Source organism: Calothrix sp. CBUCES-K 9914 (genome assembly GCF_059640475.1).
Genome location: NZ_JBXXZH010000459.1, coordinates 1 through 3,636 on the forward strand (window position 1 = coordinate 1; position 3,636 = coordinate 3,636).

The window sequence follows — 3,636 nt, forward strand, 5'->3', positions numbered from 1 at the left end:
AGTGATGCTAACATTACCACCATTACCCGTAAATGCATTGGCGCCAATGTCGCTATCTTCCTTTGGTACGGCAACAATAAAAGGTGTATCAATAGTGATGTTACCACCATTTCCGCCAGAAGAAGCAAATCCGGCTGTTGTCGAGATAGCACTACCACGGCGCAATAGTAAAAAATCTGCGGCTTTTAAGTTAATATTTCCGCCATCGCTAGAATTTGTGACAGATGCTATTACACTTTCATTTAACTGCACAGCACCAGAATTAATATTAATATCTCCAGCATTTCCCTGTCCGCCACTACTGGAAGATATGACCGCACCTTTAGATAAAGATAGTTTTCCAGATTGAACTGCGATATTTCCGCCTTTACCAATGCCTGCAGCGACTGCACTTAATAGTTACTTTGAGGGAGTTGGTAGATATCTGAATATTCCCAGAATTCCCCACTGCTCCTGTTTGTACGCTATTGACGATGATTCCATTATTCAGAAAAATGCCACCAGCTTTGACAAAAATGTTAGCAGCACTCCCATTCCCGAAAGTATTACCATTAATGTTGCTATCTTTAAGAGTCAGTAAACCTGTAGTGACATTAATATTACCCCCCTGACCAATAGAGTTAGGTTGCGGCACGTTGGCAATAAAACTACTATCACTTAAAGTTGTTGCTTCTGTTGCATTGACTGTAATATCGCCAGCTTGACTTTGTAGCGTTCCCAATCCTGTATCTATTCCAGTTCGGAGTTTACTACCTTCTGCCAAACTCAAATTTCGAGCATTAATAGTAATACTGCCAGAATCAGAACCTCTGACATTTACCTCCGCAGCATTAGTTAAAAATATATTACTTCGCTGTATATCACTTGGAACGCTCAAGCTAAAAGTATTATTTACTGTATTTAATTGAACTATTCCTGGTGCGGATAATCCTGCTAATTCAATATTGCCATTATAAGCTCGTAGAGAACCGCCATCGATATTAATATCACCACCAACAAGCAGTAAGCTTTTACCATCTGGAACTCTCAACCCGGTCACATCAACCCCAACCAAATTCACACCTGCGGGTGCTTGAGATTGGTTCGTAATAATTGCATTCGCTTGGACTTGAGTGAATAGTAACGCTGAAGGATTGATAGTTAATAGTGGTGTAGATTCAGGATTTGTGACACTGAAAACTCCTTGATTGCCGAATTGAATCGCATTCGCAGTTGTGCCAACGAACGAACCTCGCACATCTAAACTGGCATTTTTCCCAAACAATATTCCATTCGGATTTATCAAAAATAGATTCGCTACACCATCTACACCCAATGTTCCGAGTATATTTGAGGCACTTCCACCAGTGACTCTAGTGAAAATATTTACTACTCCGGAGGGGTTGCTAAAATAGACTCTTTGCCCATCATTAATATTAAATTCGCTAAAACTATGGAAAAGATTGCTTCCGCGAGTGGCGCCACCATCAATTAAATCCGAAGATGCACCCTTAATCAAAGTGTTTGGGGTTACGCGAGAACCTTGCGAACCTAAAGTATTATCAGGAATAATCTGAGCATGAGCAGGGATGCAAGAAAGTATTGTTAAGCTAATGAAGAACGTTTGTTGCACCCAAGCCGATGGCTTTAAAGTTTTACACATGCTAATAATATAGATGAATATCATCGGGCTTAGTTTTTTTTTAGATTGTCCCGATTTCGACTTACGAAAGCAATAGCAATAGTATAATTTGGCACTTAGATTATGTTAAGTTTATATTGGTAGGGGTTTTTCAATGACTGCAAAAGCTATTACGGCGTTTGGGAAGTTAAAAAGCTAGTGCAGGCGCCAGTGAAAAACATACTGCTCGTCTCCATACACCAAACGCTAACCTTATAAAGAAAATATTCGGCTGATGGGAAATAATGACTGTGCGTTCGCTCCTGCATGAAAGCAGGAGGGGAATTAAACCCTTGATATGAAAGAAAAGATGCTATTTCTAAGTAAATAGCTGATTGTTAGTAAAATTTGTAACCGTCATAGAAGCCCCTGAAAGGCGATTATTTAAGGCACAGAGGTAGGGTAAATCATAAAATAGCTAAAAGCCTTCTACCAAGCGAAAATGCTTGAATCGATTGACTAGTCTGGATTATAAGCCCAGTAAGGCTTAATTAAATCGAGAGATCAATGCAGGAGCGAACGGGCAGATATTATGCTTGACGCTACAAATAATTCTCAAACGAAGTTGATTATTTGCAGCATCACACAACTAGAATTTACTACTTAATACTCAGCACTCAGCACTCAGCACTCAGAACTCAGCACTCTCTTGTGGATGTTTTTGTTGATATGTGTTATCGCAGTATAATGCCCATGCGGCGCCAAACATTGCTGAGACAGAACCAGCTACAGTTGCGGTAACTCCCCAACCTAATAGACCTGTCCAGTTAGTAATTTCTTTTAATACTGCTGTTGAAGCTTTACTTACTACATACCCAGTTCCGGCGCCAACTGCACAAACTAAACCTAATTCAGTTAATATCTCTAAAATGCCTTTGCTCGATAAATCCTCTTCAAAATAAGTTTTCCATATACGGGAATACATCAAAACATCCGAAGCAGTCAAAAGAAACTGCTTGGGAAGTTCTACACCAGGTGTTGGCGCCACAGAAACACTGGCATTACCGAGCGCACAAGCTACAATTACCGAAGTTGCTTCTAATCTTTTTTTGCCTAACTTACTCACCGTCTAATCTCCTGCTAGTTTGAGAGACAATATTAACGACTTGGCTTAAATACATATTAACTGCCAAATCGCAAAGTAACTCAAACTAACGTAAGCGGTATTAGTTAGCGATGGAAACCGTTTCTTTCTCATCCTTGGTTTTAATAATTCTTCTACCCCAAGGTTTGAGGACTGAAACCGCGATAATTACTAAAATTAAGCTTGTTTGAATTGCACCACCAATTAAGGCGCCTTTCTGGTCAAATAAATATAAAGGGTTATGCAGCGCTTGTAGTCGTTCCGCTTCAGAAATACTTGTCATGGCATTAACCCAAGGACCCAGCCAAATAGTACCAGTAACAATTAGCGTTACTGTTGCAACCCACTTGAAAATCACCCAGTAATGCTTAAAAAATCCCCATATAGTTAGCCAACTAAGTAATCCACCCGTTAATAATGATAAGTTAGCAGATGGAATCACTACAAAATCATCAAGTACTTTCAATATATAGTTAATCGCGTAAAGCTCGTCACCATTCCCTGCTTTACCTCCTTTGAAGAGCGCGACAACTACCATGCATAGCGCGGTGCCAAACCATATTCCACCGAATGCAACATGGAATGATAGTAACCAGTTTTTGGGTTTTACACTCAATTTCTTCATATGATTAGTTGCTTTATAATTAGGAGGCTAATTATATTTAAGCTCTAAAGGTACGAAAAAGCAACCTCTCTTTTCTCTGTGTATTCTGTGCCTCTGTGGTAAAAAATATATTATCGTACACAAAGGTGGTGCGTGAAAGCACTTTAATTTTGCGTTTTGTTGAAGTTTGTAATAGCTTTCACGCACCCTACTCAAATGCAGGCGCCCCGGCACTTACTTTTGCCAATAGTTCAATTAGCATGAGCTTTTCGGCGTAAGATAGATTCG

General features: G+C 39.7%; 4 protein-coding genes. 1 reads left to right on the forward strand and 3 read right to left on the reverse strand.

What is annotated here, in order from left to right; all coding sequences use genetic code 11:
• Positions 1–349 (forward strand): hypothetical protein (locus tag AC2JBO_RS43795; RefSeq protein WP_496959888.1); only part of this gene is annotated, 349 nt, incomplete at its 5' end.
• 18 nt (positions 350–367) lie between these two features.
• Here AC2JBO_RS43795 and AC2JBO_RS43800 read toward each other — a convergent pair.
• The 3 genes from AC2JBO_RS43800 to AC2JBO_RS43810 form a co-directional block, all read right to left on the reverse strand.
• The gene (locus AC2JBO_RS43800; protein ID WP_496959889.1) at positions 368–1,642 is read right to left on the reverse strand and encodes a filamentous hemagglutinin N-terminal domain-containing protein; all 1,275 of its coding nucleotides are present in this window, start codon (positions 1,640–1,642) and stop codon (positions 368–370) included.
• Positions 1,643–2,291: 649 nt separating this feature from the next.
• The gene (locus tag AC2JBO_RS43805; protein ID WP_496959890.1) at positions 2,292–2,726 is read right to left on the reverse strand and encodes a hypothetical protein; all 435 of its coding nucleotides are present in this window, start codon (positions 2,724–2,726) and stop codon (positions 2,292–2,294) included.
• A gap of 100 nt (positions 2,727–2,826) precedes the next feature.
• Entirely contained in the window at positions 2,827–3,369 is a 543-nt protein-coding gene (locus AC2JBO_RS43810; protein ID WP_496959891.1) for a hypothetical protein, read from the reverse strand.
• Positions 3,370–3,636 lie beyond the last annotated feature (267 nt).

Bases quoted from the DNA above. Each gene is read 5' to 3' on its own strand.
- AC2JBO_RS43800 (WP_496959889.1), bottom strand. From the start codon at position 1,642: ATGTGTAAAACTTTAAAGCCATCGGCTTGGGTGCAACAAACGTTCTTC.
- AC2JBO_RS43810 (WP_496959891.1), bottom strand. From the start codon at position 3,369: ATGAAGAAATTGAGTGTAAAACCCAAAAACTGGTTACTATCATTCCAT.